Origin of the sequence: Flexithrix dorotheae DSM 6795, from assembly GCF_000379765.1 — a bacterium.
Lineage (GTDB): Bacteria > Bacteroidota > Bacteroidia > Cytophagales > Flammeovirgaceae > Flexithrix > Flexithrix dorotheae.
Genome location: NZ_KB903454.1, coordinates 85,140 through 101,061 on the forward strand (window position 1 = coordinate 85,140; position 15,922 = coordinate 101,061).

Annotated in this window: 12 protein-coding genes; 8 read left to right on the forward strand and 4 right to left on the reverse strand. The window is 33.9% G+C overall.

What is annotated here, in order from left to right; genetic code table 11:
* Positions 1 to 70: 70 nt before the first annotated feature.
* On the reverse strand, positions 71 to 1,978 hold the full coding sequence (locus A3EM_RS0122520) for a RecQ family ATP-dependent DNA helicase (protein ID WP_020530518.1): 1,908 nt from the start codon (positions 1,976 to 1,978) through the stop codon (positions 71 to 73).
* Between the two features lie 398 nt (positions 1,979 to 2,376).
* On the opposite strand from A3EM_RS0122520, the gene A3EM_RS0122530 reads away from it, so the two are divergent.
* The 4 genes from A3EM_RS0122530 (at position 2,377) to A3EM_RS0122545 (ending at position 5,727) form a co-directional block, all read left to right on the forward strand.
* A complete protein-coding gene (locus A3EM_RS0122530; RefSeq protein WP_020530520.1) occupies positions 2,377 to 2,763 on the forward strand; it encodes a response regulator in 387 nt (128 codons plus the stop codon).
* Positions 2,764 to 2,965: 202 nt separating this feature from the next.
* Complete coding sequence (locus A3EM_RS0122535) at positions 2,966 to 3,385, forward strand: 6-carboxytetrahydropterin synthase QueD (RefSeq protein WP_020530521.1); 420 nt, start codon at positions 2,966 to 2,968, stop codon at positions 3,383 to 3,385.
* 106 nt (positions 3,386 to 3,491) lie between these two features.
* A complete protein-coding gene (gene lpxB, locus A3EM_RS0122540; RefSeq protein WP_020530522.1) occupies positions 3,492 to 4,589 on the forward strand; it encodes a lipid-A-disaccharide synthase in 1,098 nt (365 codons plus the stop codon).
* Positions 4,590 to 4,851: 262 nt separating this feature from the next.
* Entirely contained in the window at positions 4,852 to 5,727 is an 876-nt protein-coding gene (locus tag A3EM_RS0122545; protein WP_020530523.1) for a hypothetical protein, read from the forward strand.
* Positions 5,728 to 5,747: 20 nt separating this feature from the next.
* Here A3EM_RS0122545 and A3EM_RS0122550 read toward each other — a convergent pair whose 3' ends face one another.
* Positions 5,748 to 6,662, reverse strand: a complete 915-nt coding sequence (locus A3EM_RS0122550; RefSeq protein ID WP_020530524.1) for a glutaminase — start codon at positions 6,660 to 6,662, stop codon at positions 5,748 to 5,750.
* 538 nt (positions 6,663 to 7,200) lie between these two features.
* On the opposite strand from A3EM_RS0122550, the gene pyk reads away from it, so the two are divergent.
* Together pyk and A3EM_RS0122560 are read left to right on the forward strand one after the other, a co-directional pair.
* Positions 7,201 to 8,631: a pyruvate kinase gene (gene pyk, locus A3EM_RS0122555; protein WP_020530525.1), complete on the forward strand. Its 1,431-nt coding sequence runs from the start codon at positions 7,201 to 7,203 to the stop codon at positions 8,629 to 8,631.
* A 132-nt stretch (positions 8,632 to 8,763) separates the two neighbouring features.
* Positions 8,764 to 9,819 carry a COX15/CtaA family protein gene (locus A3EM_RS0122560; protein WP_020530526.1) on the forward strand — a complete coding sequence of 352 codons (1,056 nt, stop codon included), beginning with the start codon at positions 8,764 to 8,766 and terminating at the stop codon, positions 9,817 to 9,819.
* Between the two features lies 1 nt (position 9,820).
* On the opposite strand, the gene A3EM_RS0122565 is transcribed toward A3EM_RS0122560, so the two are convergent.
* Both A3EM_RS0122565 and A3EM_RS46140 read right to left on the reverse strand, forming a co-directional pair.
* Positions 9,821 to 10,636, reverse strand: coding sequence for a LytR/AlgR family response regulator transcription factor (locus tag A3EM_RS0122565; RefSeq protein ID WP_020530527.1), 816 nt, complete (start codon positions 10,634 to 10,636; stop codon positions 9,821 to 9,823).
* A gap of 2 nt (positions 10,637 to 10,638) precedes the next feature.
* Positions 10,639 to 11,742: a sensor histidine kinase gene (locus tag A3EM_RS46140; RefSeq protein ID WP_020530528.1), complete on the reverse strand. Its 1,104-nt coding sequence runs from the start codon at positions 11,740 to 11,742 to the stop codon at positions 10,639 to 10,641.
* 638 nt (positions 11,743 to 12,380) lie between these two features.
* Between A3EM_RS46140 and A3EM_RS0122575 the strand changes: the two genes are divergently transcribed.
* Positions 12,381 to 13,193, forward strand: a complete 813-nt coding sequence (locus A3EM_RS0122575; protein WP_020530529.1) for a helix-turn-helix domain-containing protein — start codon at positions 12,381 to 12,383, stop codon at positions 13,191 to 13,193.
* Positions 13,194 to 13,442: 249 nt separating this feature from the next.
* A complete protein-coding gene (locus tag A3EM_RS0122580) occupies positions 13,443 to 15,911 on the forward strand; it encodes a TonB-dependent receptor (protein WP_026210529.1) in 2,469 nt (822 codons plus the stop codon).
* Positions 15,912 to 15,922: the final 11 nt, after the last annotated feature.

Here is a 15,922-nt window from a genome sequence, read left to right on the forward strand (position 1 = left end):
TATATTCCGCCACATCCGATCAAAAAAATTTAAATCCGAATTTAGGTAGTTTTTACCTGGATTCGGATTTTTAATTTACAATCATAAATAAGCCAGATTCATTATATTTTAATTCTTCATTGTCTAAAAGTTCCTGAAGATTCCTTAAAATTATCTCTTTTGGATATTTCCTCAATTTTTCAAATATCTCTTTTGGGGAGGATTTACCCTCCCGGACCAAAGTCAGTATTTCATTTTTTAATTCTTTGGGGTTGAGACTAATACTTTCCTTTTTGAGCTGAATACACCAATCACAAACTCCACAATTCGTCTCATAATTTTCGCCAAAATAATAAAGTAACAACTTTGTTCTGCATTGATCTTCAGTTTGGATATAATTAATCACTGCCTCTACATTATTGAGATAATGTTCCCTTCTGTTTTTTAGAAAATTTGCATTCAAAGGTAATTTAGAAGCGTTGAACCGTTCAGTTAAAAAAGTAAGTTGTGGTATTTCTTTTTGTTTTTCGTAGTGAATTACCCCCATATGATCTAACTGCTCCAATTGTTTTTTTACTTCGGCCAGGCTAATCTTCATTAATTGGGCGATTTTTTTTTCACTGATAATGAGATAATTGGAAAAAGCTTCTCCTCCATAAACCCTTAGAATTAATTTAAGAATGGGATCGAGACGGGCATTGGAAACCTGAAATTCATAAATTTTATCATGAGTAAAGAGAATTTTAAGTTTTGAAGGATTTGAAAAGGAATCGTTTAATTGAATTAATCCCTGCTCCTCCAGTTTTTTTATGGCACTGAAAGTTTGCAAATAGTTTAATTTATAACTTTTAATAAAATCCTCTAAATCAAAATCATAACTTTCCATGAAACCACTTCCCACAGCTATTTTCAGATAGTTGGCTAAACTCTGGTAGGTTTGTTTTATCACTTCAACCGAAGGGTTTGAAGCCTCCACCCTAACCTTTAATTGTTCAAGGTCATTTTTATCATACAAAACCACTGCATAAGCTATTTTTTCATCTCTTCCCCCCCTGCCCGCTTCCTGGTAATAGGCTTCCAGGCTATCAGGTAAATCAAGGTGAACAACCCAGCGGACATCCGGTTTATCAATTCCCATCCCAAAAGCATTTGTGGCAACAATTATCCGGGTTTTATTGTTTATCCAATTTTCCTGTTTGGCCGATCTGTCTGTGTTAGAAATACCCGCATGGTAATAATCTGCACTTTCAGCATTTCTTTTCAAAAAATCGGATACTTCTTTTGTCTTTTTTCTGGATCTCACATATACAATTCCGGTACCTTTCACATTTCGAATGATCTCGAGTAACCGTTTTTCTTTGTTTTCTTCATAAAAAACCGAGTAGGACAGGTTTTTTCTTTCAAAACTTTTTTGAAAAACAAAGTTCTTTCGAAACCCAAGTTTTTCCTGGATATCATCTTTTACTTTTGGAGTAGCTGTGGCAGTGAGGGCAATGCAGGGTACATTTGGCAGTTTTTCTCTTAATTCACTTAATTCAAGGTAGGGAGGGCGAAAATCATATCCCCATTGGGAAATACAATGGGCTTCATCCACCGCAATTAATGACACCTTCATTTTGTCCAACCGCGTCAGAAAAATTTCGGTTTTCAATCGTTCAGGGGAAACATACAAAAACTTTATATCGCCATATACACAATTATCGAGAGTAAAGTCAATTTCTCTACGGCTCATCCCAGAGAAGATGGCTTTTGCCGGAACATCCCGCTTTCTCAATTGCTCCACCTGGTCTTTCATTAAGGCGATAAGTGGGGAAATGACAATAGTTAAACCTTCAAGCGCAAGTCCTGGCACCTGGAAACAAACTGATTTTCCTCCTCCTGTGGGTAATAATGCTAAACAGTCCTGTTGTTGAACCACAGCCTTAATAATATCCTCTTGTAATGGACGAAAGGTAGAAAACCCCCAGTATTTATATAGTATTTTATGGATGTCGGCCATAAGAAAAACTTTACAAAAAAGATTTAAAAAGGTGGTGAATAATAAAAATCCTAAAAGTATAAAATTTCAGTTTTTTTAATCCAATTTAATTAAACATACTGGTAATTTATCCTTCTCATATATTTATTATCAATTTATCAATAAAGTACCATTTCAATTAAATAATCCTAAACTGAATACCTTAAGAATCAAGTAATTAAAAATCAAAAACCTATTGTTAATGAATCATAAATATTTAGTTTAGCCGCTACATTTTAGTGGATTTTCCGTTTATTTAAATTAACTAAACACAAATACCTTAACCAAGTTTATTAAAACAAAGAAGATTAAGATTAAAAAACATTTTTAAATTTTTTCTTAGATTATTTCAACCGATACCTTACCAAAACAACACACAAATGAAAACAATTTATCTAGTGGACAACAACAGGTCCCATCATTCAAACATCAAACAACTCTTCATTGAAGATTATGAAGTAAAAAGTTTCAATTCTGCCAAATCTGTGATTGAAAGTTTAAAAAGACTCAAAAAACTTAATGAAGAAATGCCAGAAGTAATCATTATTGATTATAAACTTCGTGGAGGAAATAGCCTGGAATTATTTCACACTCTAAATGCCCGGCTGGAAGATACCAAGTTTATTTTAATGATTCCCCGGGAAGAGGAAAATGCACTTTTAGATGTGATTAAAGCAGGCATCATGAATTATATTATGAGAGATGAAAATTACTTAAAAACATTAAAATCCTCGATTGGAAATAAAAGTGTTTATTCCATTATTTAACCAGTAAATCTAAATCACCTAAAAAAACATTTGAACATCTTAAATATTTAAGACCAATGCCCAAAAGAGTATTGGTCTTTTTTTTTGCGATAAAATGCTTCAGGCCTTATAAATAAATCCTCAGTGCTTAAGAATGGGGAGATTATGCTTAATTCAAAAAGAATTATTACTATTTTTGCGCATCTAAAATAAGGAGGTAATAATGGTACATGTTTGTAGAATTGAGCACTTTAATGCAGCTCATAAGTTGTATAATCCTAATTGGAGTAAGGAAAAAAATGTGGAAGTATTTGGCCCTTGTGCCAATGATAACTGGCATGGTCATAATTTTGAATTAATTGTAACCGTGAAGGGAAAAGTAAATCCGGAAACAGGATTCGTGATTGATATGAAGCTTTTAGGAAAGATTATTAAACAACATATCATTAAAAAAGTTGATCATAAAAATCTTAACCTGGATGTTGATTTTCTGGAAGGGAAAATGGCAAGTTGTGAAAATTTAGCGGTTGAATTCTGGAAAATTTTGGATAGAGAATTAAAGCAGGTAGACGCTTTGGCCAAATTACACTGTATTGAATTGTATGAAACCCCCAAAAACTTTGTGAGGTATTATGGGGAATAATTGAAAAATCTCAATTGAAATTTACCTTAAAACAAGGCCACAAATCATGAAAAAGGGAGGCCTTGTTTTATTTTTTAAGCACTTTTTAACCTTAAACTAGCCTAATTTGAAGTATTATATTATTGCCGGGGAGAAATCAGGAGATTTACATGCTTCTAACCTGATAAATGAAATCAAAAAATGTGATGCTGAAGCTAAGTTCAGAGGCTGGGGTGGTGATAATATGCAAAAAAGTGGTTTGGAATTGGTCAGGCATTACAAAGACACCGCTATCATGGGTTTTCTTGAAGTTTTATTCAACTTTAGAAAATTACTAGGTTTTATAAAACAGTGCAAGCGGGATATTGCTTCCTATCAGCCAGATGTGGTAATCTTAGTAGATTATGCTGGTTTCAATCTGCGCATAGCTTCCTTTACCAAAAAAAATAACATTAAAACCTATTACTACATTTCACCAAAAGTTTGGGCCTGGAATCAGAAAAGGGCCTACAAAGTAAAAAGGCTGGTAGACAAAATGTTTGTGATTTTACATTTTGAAAAAGCTTTTTATAAAAAATATGGTCTTGAAGTAGACTATGTGGGCAACCCTCTATTCGATGAAATTTCCAAGTTTAAACCTGATGCCCAATTTTTAGAAAAATATAATTTCTCAGAAAAGCCTATTCTGGCTATTCTTCCCGGAAGTCGCTTTCAGGAGGTTAAACTAATACTTGAAAATATGCTTCGGGTTATTGATGATTTTCCGAATTATCAATTTGTAATTGCTGGTGTGTCCAGCCTTCCGGAGGAACTTTATGCTTCGGCAAAAGAAAAAAACATTAAAATTCTATTTGAGGAAACTTACAACCTGCTTTCAGTAGCAAAATCGGCCGTAGTTACTTCTGGGACGGCAACCCTTGAAACAGCTCTTTTCAATGTGCCCCAGGTAGTCTGTTATAAAACAAGTAATATCACCTATCAGGTAGTGAAAAGACTGATTAAAGTGCCTTACATTTCTCTGGTTAATTTAATAGCGAATAAAAAAGTAGTAACTGAATTGATCCAACATGATTTCACTTATGAAAAGTTAAAAACTGAAATCCAAAATCTGGATAAGAACAGGAAGATGATAATTGAAGATTACCAAAACCTTAAGGAAATGGTTGGGACAGAAGGGGCATCTAAAACCACCGCTACACTTATGTGGAAATACCTTAACGAATAAACGCAATTTGAAGTAGGTTTTTTACGAATAATGAAGATTTCCTCTCTGTAAGCATCCAAAAAATTAAATATTGAAAATATCGACAGTTAATTTTAATATAATATTTCACTATTTAATTGTACTATTCCAAGAATACAAGCCTCTTATTAACATTACTTCAGTTAACAAGGCATAAGTGATATTATTAAAGAAAATTTATTTTTTTCCAGATGGTTTTAAAGGGGAGTAGTTTGAAATTTAAACATTAAACCCAACAACCAGGATGAAACCATTTCAATTTTCTGCGATTCTAATTTTGATTCTTTTCAATTTCACAAAACCACTAGCCGCTAACCCGGTGGATCAGGTCATACCTATAGTGGCCTTTTGGGAAAAAGGAGATTATCATTATTATGAAATTACCAAAACCAACACTTCAATAAATAATGGTATTGCAAATCTGAATGGAGAGATAAGTTATTTAGCAAGTTTTATGGTGGTGGAATCGGATGATTTCGGTTATACCATCCAATGGCAAATTGAAGGGTTGAAAAATGAGGGTCAAACCTTTACTAGTAGTAAAGAAGGAGAAAATATCCTTACTCGTTTTATTGGCATCAACATAATTTACAGAACCTCCCCAACCGGAGAAATTATTGAATTTCTAAATAGAAAGGAAGTGGAGGAAAAATTGGAGGATTCATTTTCAGATTTTCATAAACAAACAGCATCAGAATTTTTCAATACCCAAAAGCCTCTACCTGTTTTTGATGAAATCAAACTTTTACATTCCTTATTTGGAAGGCAATATCAGGCAAACAAGGTTATTGAATTTAAAGAAATCAGAAGGAATAAAAATAGAATGAAATTCGAACTGGATGGAATTTTCCTACCTAAAAACATTAATAACGGAGAATCTTTAGGGCTTTTTACAAACGTGCTTACTTTAAATAAAACAAAGTTAATCACCAATTACGGGGCAATTGAAAACTACAAAAACGATAATATAAACCTTTCCGAATTGAATTTTCAGGAAAAAGAAGAAAGGTTAATTAACTACGATAAAGGGCTGATTTTATCGATTTATAAAGAAACCAAAACTACCGTTTCAACTAAACAGTCTGCAACAGCCACCTTATCCATTGAATTAATTCAATAGTAAAATTTTACCCTCAGATACTAAAAAATTGATATCCCCGACTTAGTTGTAAACAACTCCAGAGCCTTCATTCCTACAAGGGAATTGCCTTTTTTATTTAAACCCGGGTTCCACACAGAAATACTAAACTGACCTGGTAAAACAGCTACAATACCTCCTCCAACACCACTTTTTCCAGGGAGTCCAACTTTAAATGCAAATTCACCAGCTTCATCATAAAATCCACAGGACTGCATTATGGCATTCAGCCTTTTTGTTTGACTAACTGTCAGCTCCCTTTTATTTGAAAACCTGCAAAATCCATTATTGGCAAATAATAAAAATGCCTTTGAAAGTTCCTTACAGGTCATTTCAATGGCACATTGATAAGCATAAACCTCTAGTAAATGGTCAATATCATTATGAATATTCCCAAATGACTTCATCATATAAGCCAGGGCTTTATTTCGCTCACTATGCCCAATTTCCGATTCCGCTACCTTGAGGTTTGGAATAATTTCATTGTTGCCAGAAATACTCCGCATAATCCTTAGAATTTCTTCTTTCGGTTTATCAAAAATAGAGATGAGCATATCGGTAATTACCAATGCCCCTGAATTAAGGAATGGGTTTCGGGGAATTCCTTTTTCAAATTCGAGCTGAGTGAGGGAATTGAAAGTTGTACCTGAAGGCTCCACTCCTACTCTTTCCCAAATTTGGTCACCTAATGAATAAAAAACTTTAGCTAGGGTAATCACCTTTGAAATACTTTGAATCGAAAACTTCACTTCAGTATCTCCTACGCCATATTCTTCTCCCGAAATTGTAGTCAGACTAATCCCAAATTTTTTATTATCCACATTGGCCAATTCAGGAATATAATCTGCCGGTGGTGCAGAGCCTATAATAGGTTGAACTTCGGCATGAATTTCATTGAGAATATTCTGATAATCCATAAATTAAGGCATAATTTTTTAAGTATATTTACCTAAGTAAATTTAATCCAAAGGCTCTTATAAAATGAAATAAACAGAAAAAGCCCAATCCATTACTGAAAAAAAGCAATTATAAATAAGGCTTTGGGGAAATAAAAATCATCTCAAAAATTGCCTTCAATTTATTGAAAATTGGAATTTAAAATTATAGTTTTTTATAAAATTTATCCGGAAAATATCTTTTTCACAAAAAAAATAACTTCAACCTTTAGAGGCTAATTCACCTTACTGTATTATACTGCCTATCAATAATTTAAGGTTACTGATAATTTAAACTCATTAAATTTTCGTCCAAGATTCAGCTTGCACCCCTTCTTTTCATTCCAATCTCACTCCTGGTTTTTTGTGTAAATTAAGTCAAGATTTTTCTAGATAAGCAAATAATCGCTACCTTCGGGCAAAAATTTATTCGGTTAAACAGCAATTACGTAATTTCATTGAGATTTACCTCTAAAAGTTACGTAATCATAATGGTTCAGGTACTTAAATTACTTTTTCAATGCGAAAAAAAACAAAAATTGTTGCTACAATTTCAGACAAGAATTGTGATGTTGATTTGATTAGAAAATTAAGGAATGCAGGGATGAATGTGGTGAGGTTAAATACTGCTCACCAAAACCATGATGATACCTTAAAAGTAATCAATAATGTAAGAGCTGTATCAAAGCGGATTGCGCTATTATTAGATACAAAGGGTCCTGAAATTAGGACAACTGCTTCAAATGAAACAATAGAGGTTAAATTTGGGGACAAAGTAATTGTAAAAGGAGATCCCAGCGGTATTACTTCAAAAGAATGTGTTTATGTAAATTATGCTGACTTCGTGAAAGATGTTCCGGTAAACAGCAGAATTCTTATTGATGATGGATCTTTGGAATTGAGGGTGGTGGAAAAGGATAATGAAAAGTTGGTTTGTGAAGTCAAAAACAATGGAATTATTAAAGGTAAAAAAAGTGTAAACATTCCTTCAGTTCACGTAAAACTACCTGCGTTAAGCCAAAAAGATATAGAATTTATCCATTTTGCCATTGAGCAGAAACTGGATTTTATTGCCCATTCCTTTGTAAGAAATAAAGAAGATGTAATTGCAGTTCAAAAGATTTTGGACGAAAAAAACAGCAACATAAAAATTATTGCCAAAATCGAAAACCATGACGGTGTTGAAAATATAGATGAGATTTTGGATTATGCCTATGGGGTTATGGTGGCAAGAGGTGACTTAGCGGTTGAAATTCCCCAGGAAAGAATTCCAATTACCCAAAAAATGATCATTAATAAGTGTATTGCAAGGAGGAAGCCTGTTATTACAGCAACTCAAATGTTACACTCAATGATAGAAAATCCCCGACCAACAAGGGCGGAAATTAGTGATGTAGCCAATGCTATTTATGACGGAACTGATGCTATTATGCTCAGTGGCGAAACTGCCTATGGAGATTATCCGGTAGAGTCTGTAGAAACCATGTCAAAAATTGCCATGGAAATTGAAGCAGCTAAGCCAAATGTAAAAGAAACTGAGTATTTGGTAGTAAATAACGTCATCTCAGCATTCGTGGCCCGTTCTGCAGTACAGGCTGCTTATGAATTGGGGGCCAAGGCCATCATTATTGATACTCAAAATGGCAGAACAGCAAGGGCACTGGCTGCATATAGGGGAAAAAACTTTATTTATGCCCAATGCTATCAGGATCATGTGGTGAGAGAATTGGCTCTTACATATGCCGTGTTTGCTACTTACATGGAAAAGGAAAGTCATGATTTAATGTTTTTAAAACGTTCCCTGGATGCGTTAATCAAAAAAGACAGACTAAAAAAAGAAGACAGAATTGTAGTGGTTGCCGGAAACCATGGTGATTTTCATGGTGCATCATTTATGGAAATTAGTACTGTAGAAATGCTTGAAAAGCATCTAAAAACCAGAGGATGTTAATCCTAGAATTATTAAATAAAATATTAGAAGGGATAAGTTTTTACTTATCTCTTTTTTTGGTTTAAACCCTTTCTTAATTTTATTGTTTAATTTCTGGATGTTGCATATTACTTTCGCAAAAAAGATAATTAAATGAAGGAGAAAATTGATAAGGCAATTTTAATTTGGTTACTTTCCGGTTGTTTCCTGATTGCTACAATGGTAATTATTGGAGGAATAACCCGACTTACACATTCCGGGTTATCAATGGTTGAATGGAAGCTTATTATGGGCAGTATTCCACCACTCAACGAGGCTGAATGGATGGAAACTTTTGAAAAGTATAAACAAACTCCCGAGTTTAAAATAAAACACAGCCATTTTACTCTTTCTGAGTTCAAATCTATTTTTTTCTGGGAATACTTTCACAGAATGATTGGCCGGTTTATAGGAATTGTATTTATAGTGCCCTTCCTTTATTTTCTTTTCAATAAAAGACTTTCCAAACCCATGTTTCAAAAGTTGCTTATTGTTTTAGCAATGGGAGCATTTCAGGGTTTTCTAGGCTGGTTTATGGTAAAAAGCGGTTTGGTGAACCGGCCTGATGTCAGTCATTATCGTTTGGCAGCTCATTTGGTTACTGCCCTAATTTTATATTGTTATACCTTCTGGCTCGCACTGGAGGTTGTTTTTAAAAGGTCAATGAAATTATCGGTTTCTTATGCCGGAATCCAAAAACTATTGGTGGCTTTTGGAATAATTTTGTTTGTTCAGATTACCTATGGAGCTTTTGTGGCCGGCTTAAAAGCAGGATTATTTTATCCAACTTTTCCAAAAATGGGGAGCTCATGGATTCCCATGGCGGTTTCCTTCGGATTTCAGGATAGCGGTTTTATGAGTATTTTTGAAAATATCGCTACAGTGCAACTCATCCATAGGTATGTTGCCAAAATACTTTTTGTGCTGGTAATTGTGCTTTGGATAAAATCAAGAAAACTGGAATTACCTAACAGGCTGAGATTTGGCATCAATGGATTGGCCATCACGGTGATGATTCAGTTTTTATCAGGAGTTTTCACTTTACTGCTTAAAATACCTGTTTCCCTAGGGGTTTTCCACCAGTTTGGGGCAATTGTATTGCTTACCTTCTCCATTTTCTCGTATTATCACCTTAAAGTGGAACCCGAAAAAGTTTTACAAAACAGCTAATCTAAATATTAAAAACACCTTTAAGCTTATCACGAAAATTTCGGCTGGATTTCAATTCTTCTCCATTGTTCAATTTTATGATGAACTCATTATTGAAGTGAGGTTCCAACTCAATAATATGGTCAATATTTACAATACTGGATTTGTGAATTCTTACAAACTTTTCTCCAGGTAGTAGCTCTTCCATTTGCTTGAGACTTTCCCTAACCAGATAAAATTTATTAGCTATATGAATTTTCACATAATAGTCATAAGCTTGTACCCATATAATTTTCTCCAAATCTAAAAAGTAAATTTTGCCATCTGATTTGATGATAAGGCGGTTATTAATCAGTTTATTTCCCTGAGTTGTTTCTTTAATTATTCTCCCGGAATTCTCCTCATTTTGTTCTTTTTGGTAATAATCCAAAAGGTTCAGCAAATTGGCATTCACTTTTTCTAACTGGTTTTGTTTAATTATACTTTTGGCATGATTCAAGGCTTTAAAAAACCGGTCATCCGTAAATGGTTTTAAAAGATAATCCATGGCATGTAATTCAAAGGCCTTCAGTGAATATTGATCATAGGCTGTAACAAAAATCACTGCTGGCAAAGTTGATTTATTGAGGCTATTAATTACTTCCAGGCCATTCACTCCCGGCATTTGGATATCCATAAAAACCAAATTTGGTTGAATTTCATTTATGGTTTTTATGGCCTCAATCCCATTTTTACACATGCCTACAATGTCAATTTCAGCATCTCCTTCCAATAAAAGCTTAATGCCATCCCGGGCTTCCTTTTCATCATCAGCAATTACGACTGTTATTTTTTGCATTCTTAAATTTTTTTGTAGGGCAAAATAATATTGACTAAAAAACCACCACCATTTTCCGAAACCATAAATTTAAATTTTCCAGCATATAATTGCCTTAGCCGGTTGGTAGTATTGGTTATTCCGATACCTTTACTGGCAGAAATATTCCAATCTGGAGGTAAGGAAGGGCCTGAATTAAACACTTTTAGGGATACATTTCCATTTTGCCTGGTGGCGGAAATTTTAAGCACTGCACTATCCAGGCTTTTGGCTACTCCATGTTTAAAAGCATTTTCCACAATGGGTTGTAAAAGTAAATTGGGGACTTTACAATCCAGGGTATCTTCCTCAATATTAAAATCCAATTTTAGCCGATCCTGAAACCTGATGGATTCAATTTCAAGATACTTCTTCACTAAATCTAATTCTTCAGCTAATGATACATATTGTTTGGTATCTTTAGCCAGGCTGTTCCTTAACAAGTCACTTAAAGCAGATACCATGGTAACAGCCTGTTTGTTTTCGTTTCTGCGGATCATCATGGAAATGGTATTAAGTGCATTGAAGAGAAAATGGGGTTTCATTTGCATTCTCAAGGTATTCAACTGGGAATTGATGAGTTTTGATTCCAATTCGAATGACCAATTCTGTTGATTATGATACCGAGCAAAATAATCCAATGCAATTAGAATTAGTAAAAACACCCAATAGAATCCTGTTCCTGAAAGAAAATTGAAATACGTATTTTTCCAATGAATAAGCAATTCGTTAAAAGAGAAAGTTTCATGAGACAGAAACAATCTCTCTAATAAAATCCCAAATACTCCAGCCTGGATTTTATTTATTACCCCAAAAAGCAATCCCGCTCCAAAGTGAATTAAGATAAATAAGTTTCGGTGAAGTTCTCTGGTTACCAGATACAGGCTTAAAATAAGGTGACTCAATACCCAGAGACTTAAATAAAAAGATACTGGATGATATATTAATCCTTCCCAATAAAAAGAATCTTCAGCGTAGGAAGTTTTAAGATATTCATTCAAAAAATCCCAAAAACAAAGCAACAACCAAAACCCAAAGTTTAGGTTTAATATATGCTTATTTTGAAATACCCTCCTGGTTTCTATCATTTAAATGGTTTATCAAAATTTACTTACTGAGTAATGCAATTAGTTAGATTACAAATCCCAATGGATAAAGATATGGGGTTATGGTCAAAACCACTTTTCCATAAACTTTAAATACAGCAGGACTTAAACCCAATATGCCCTGACTTTCAGGGATTGTTTTTTACTTTTCAAAAGAAAAAAATCCAGATTCAAATTTTCTTAAAGAGAAAAACTATGAGAAATCCATGATATTTGGAAATTAAATCTATGGAAAATTCGGCCTAAGATTCAACTATCTATAAGTATAACCAAAATTAAAGATATTCAATTTTGCTAAAACCGGGTGTTAATAGAGGGAGGTTTTGCCTCATTTATTTAGCAACCTAATACCCTTAAAAAACAAGTTTCTTCAACCTTACCAATTTAAACAATCCATCGACTATTTTGATCATTTAGGGAATAGTTAAGCCTATTTTAGAAAAGGACTATTTGGGTATTCAAAAATTACCTACAAATTATTCTCGCTGAAGATTCTGGAAGGAGATTTAGAAATTACAGATAAGAACGCTGTTTCAAAAAACTAATTCATTGAACCAGAAACGTTGACCTTTCATTTAATTACTGGTGGATGAGAATTTTTATTCTTTACAATTCAGATCATGGATATTAAATTAAATAAAAAAATTGAGGACGACATGAATCTTAAGGTTTCAAAAATGAAACCCGTGATTAAACCTTCTGTACCTCATAAGCATGATGGATATCACGAATTAATCTATCTTTCAAAAGGTTCGGGAATCCATAATATTGATGACACTGATTATGAAGTTTTATCCCCTACAGGCTTTTTTTTAAAGAATGGACAGGTCCATTGTTGGGACTTTTCTTTCATCCCAGAAGGTTATGTCATTTTATTTAAAGAACAGGTTTTAGCCTCATATCCCACTACTTTAAGTATGATGTTTAACCTGCCTATTAATTTTAATATTTCAGAACACCCTGATTTATTTTTATTGTTAAACCAATTTTACAAAGAATTTAAATCAGGAACAGCTTCCACCCACATTTTAAGTGCTTACCTTAACTTAATTCTCCTTAAAACACTTGCCTCCAAAACAACAACTACCGAATACAGTTCTTCTTTAATTACTGATTATTATCATTTTAAAAGCCTATTGGACGAAAATTTTTTAAAACTTAAACAGGTTAAAGACTATTCAAATCTTATGAATACCAGCACATACAAACTGAACGAGATTTGTTTAAAGATTGCCCGAAAACCGGCCATCTCAATAATCAAGGAAAGAATTGTGGTAGAAGCCAAAAACCTCATTTCCTTTACCAGTTTAAATATTGCAGAAATTGCTTATAAATTGAATTTTAGTGATCCATCCAATTTTGTCAAGTTTTTCAAAACGCAAACTAACCTGACGCCATTAGAATATCGCAGTAAATCCTCTATTATATCTTAGATTTTCAATTTTCAAAAAAATTGAACCTTTCATTTAATTAAAATCATTCATTGGATTATTTCCAATACTTTTTGGGAAGTAGCCAATTAAAAAATATGGAAAAGGAATAAGACACAAATTAATCAGGTCCATTTTCCCCGCAATTTAGTTGATTTATTTTATTACCATTATTTCAAAAAAAACACCATAGTCATTGCCCGAAAAAAGCAGAGTTTTGTGCAATAGAATTACTTAATAATTATAAAATTTATGCAAAGAATATTGACAATAATTTTCCTAAACCTAATTGCGTTGAGCTCTTTTAGCCAGTCCAGCATAAATGGAAGTCTTTTGGACGCCTCCGAGAATCAGCCAATTGAGTATGGGAGTGTGGCAGTTTATCAATTAAAAGATAGTACCTTAATTGGAGGAGGGGTTACCAACGAAAATGGGAATTTCAGAATCGAAAAAATAAAGGCCGGAGAATATTATTTAATTGCTTCATTTCTTGGGTATGAAAGTAAAAATATTGGAAATTTCACAGTAGAAAAAAACAAGAATTTAGAATTAAAACCTATTGTGTTGACTCCAAACCAAAAGTTTTTGGAGGAATTGGAAATTTCAGGTAAGAAAGCCACCACCATTCACAAAATTGACCGTCAGGTGTATGAAGCCGATAAATTTCAGTCCAGCCAGGGGGGAACGGCCACTGACATTATCAGGAATATGCCTTCTGTAAATGTAAATGGCCAAGGAGACATCTCAGTAAGGGGCTCTTCCGGTTTTGTGGTAATGATTAATGGCAAGCCCGTTCAAACAGATCCTTCCGTTATTTTAAATCAACTTCCAGCCAACGCAGTTGAAAATGTGGAAATAATCACCGCTCCTTCTGCCAAATATGATCCTGAAGGTAAGGCCGGAATGATCAATATTATTACCAAAAAAGGAGCTGCTGATGGCCTTTTTTTAATGGTAAATGGGAAATATGGATTACCCAGTGTGGAGGATTATGACAATGCAGAAAAAGCGCATCGGTATGGCGGAGACTTTACCTTAAATTACAGAAAAGACAAATGGGATATTTCCCTGGGCGCAAGTTATCTAAGAAATGATATTGCAGGAAGAAGAGAAGGCGATGTTTATACCATAAGTGGAGACACCATGACCAGATTTCCTTCCGATGGAGAAAGAAGTTTTGATGAATACAGCTACTCAGGAAGATTTTCTGTAGCTTATACACCAAATGAAAAGGATTCTTATAATATAGGTTTTTATGGGGGAAAAAGGTCAAAAGACCGAACGGCTGATATTCTCTATTACGATAATCATGCGGTTTACATTCCATCAGGAGAAAGACTTTATACCTATCAGTATTACAATGAAAACTTAAGAATTCGAAGAGGAGATTTTGCCCTTGGTAGTTTTGATTACAGCCACAAATTCGATAATAAATCATCTATTTCTACTTCCTTTTTATATGAATACACCATGCTAGGAGGGCCTACTACCAATAAAAACCTAGGATGGCCAAATACTGAAGAAGTGTTGCAGGATGAATACAATACTAATGATAATCCGCTAAACGGAATTCGGTTTCAGTTGGATTATCAAGTTGCCCCATTACCTTTTGGGGATTTGGAATTTGGGTATCAATACCGAAACCTGGATCATAAAGGAGATTTTGTTTATCAAAGAAAAAACCTGGAAACCGGAGATTTTGAATTGGTTCCTGAATTTTCGAGCTCAGTTAATTTGCGAAGAGTTATTCATTCTGGTTATGGACAGCTTTCGGGGGAAAAGGATAAATGGAGCTATGAATTGGGCATGAGGCTGGAAATGATGGACAGAGAACTGGATCTAAGGGATAAGGCTCTTACCATTGATACCACTTACCTTTATGATTTTGTTAAACTTTATCCTTCAGCTAATTTAGTTTATCAGGCGAATGATGAATTAAAATTGAAGGCAGCTTATAGCAAAAGAGTAGAAAGAACAACCACATTTAAAATGAATCCATTTCCTGAAAGAGAGCATTCTGAAACACTTGAACAAGGTGACCCAGAACTATTACCTGAATTTATCGACCTGGTTGAATTGGGAGTTGTAAAGGATTTCGGGGATAATTCGGTATTTGTAACAGGGTATTTTAGAAATGTTCAAAATTTAATTAACAGGGTAAATACGGTTTTCAATGATACCATTTTAAATAGAATTTATTCTAATGTAGGAAGAGGCCGGACTTTTGGGGTGGAATTTGGTTCAGAACTAAATCCTAAAGACTGGTGGGGAATTTACGCAGGAGCCAACCTTTATAATACTAATATCAAGGGCGAGTTCGACAACAAACCTATTGATAATTCAAGTTGGATGTACAGCATTAATGCCAATACTACCTTTGCCTTGGAAAAGGACTGGACTATCCAGTTATCTGTAAATTACCTTTCTGACAGAATTACCGCACAGGGTGAAGATTCCAGATTTTTATCTCCTAATCTTACTGTGAAGAAAACATTTATGGATGGCCGCCTGACCGGAACTTTTCAATGGTTAAATATAGATATGGGGATGATGAGATCAAATGAGCAAAGAATTACCACATTTGTCCCCAATGAATTTTATACCACTACCAATTATGTCTATGAGGTGGATGTCCTGATGTTAAACCTGAGTTATACACTTAATAAAGTGAAAAACAAAGCCAAGTTTATCAAGAGTGAATTTGGAGAGAAAGAATTCTAATAGCATTATTC